The organism is Telluria sp. AZSoR62, assembly GCF_058111565.1.
Genome location: NZ_JBYTST010000107.1, coordinates 1 through 407, shown reverse-complemented (window position 1 = coordinate 407; position 407 = coordinate 1). Strand labels below are relative to the sequence as shown.

Below are 407 nucleotides of genomic sequence, written 5' to 3'. Positions count from 1 at the left end.
ATTCCTCAAAGTGCATTCCGATTCGCTGGTACGGCCGCAACCTTCAACCGCTAGCAGATATCCTCCAGCGTGGAATGCCGATCGTGGTTAGTGGCGAGTTCCGTCTCGACGTCAAACAGATCGGCGAACCATCAGCGGATCAACTTATCGCTCCTGTTTCCAAAATTCCTTATATCCAGGCCAAGGACATGCCTGGTCCGGTTCAACCTGACTCAGAGCTGATCAAAATGATCCCGACTTGGGTTACCGAGTTGTACAACCAGTTCGGCACACAAGATCAATCTGCCCAGCCTGCCGATGACGAACGTTCAAGCTTGTTCGAAAAGGCTTTCGCCCCTTCTCAAGGCGACACCAACTCACCGGCGGTATAACCGTTCCGCTTTGAGTAGCGGGTTGCGCGCACGAAA

At 53.1% G+C, this 407-nt stretch carries 1 pseudogene; it reads left to right on the top strand.

Annotation, left to right across the window (positions count from 1 at the left end):
• Positions 1 to 371, top strand: a pseudogene (locus tag AC3XQU_RS23085) (hypothetical protein); the annotation flags it as partial.
• Between the last annotated feature and the right edge of the window lie 36 nt (positions 372 to 407).